Source organism: Campylobacter sp. RM12654 (genome assembly GCF_020137585.1).
Taxonomy (GTDB): domain Bacteria; phylum Campylobacterota; class Campylobacteria; order Campylobacterales; family Campylobacteraceae; genus Campylobacter_E.
On the sequence record NZ_JACGAR010000100.1, the window covers coordinates 1 to 209 of the forward strand.

Here is a 209-nt window from a genome sequence, read left to right on the forward strand (position 1 = left end):
TCCCATTTATAAACAACTAATATTTCTTTCAATAAAGCTATTATTTCTTTTTCATTTAATGTTTTATTATCTCTTATAGAAAGAATTTTATAAACTCTATTATAAACTACATTATAAATCTCTTGTTTGATATCATAATCTAAAATTATCCTTATATGCTCGCCTTTATAATATAAAATCCACAAAGATTTATTAAGTTTTGCATGGTC

General features: G+C 21.1%; 1 pseudogene. It reads right to left on the reverse strand.

Features of this window, described 5'->3' with window-relative positions:
• Nucleotides 1-209, reverse strand: a pseudogene (locus AVBRAN12654_RS09485) (hypothetical protein); the annotation flags it as partial.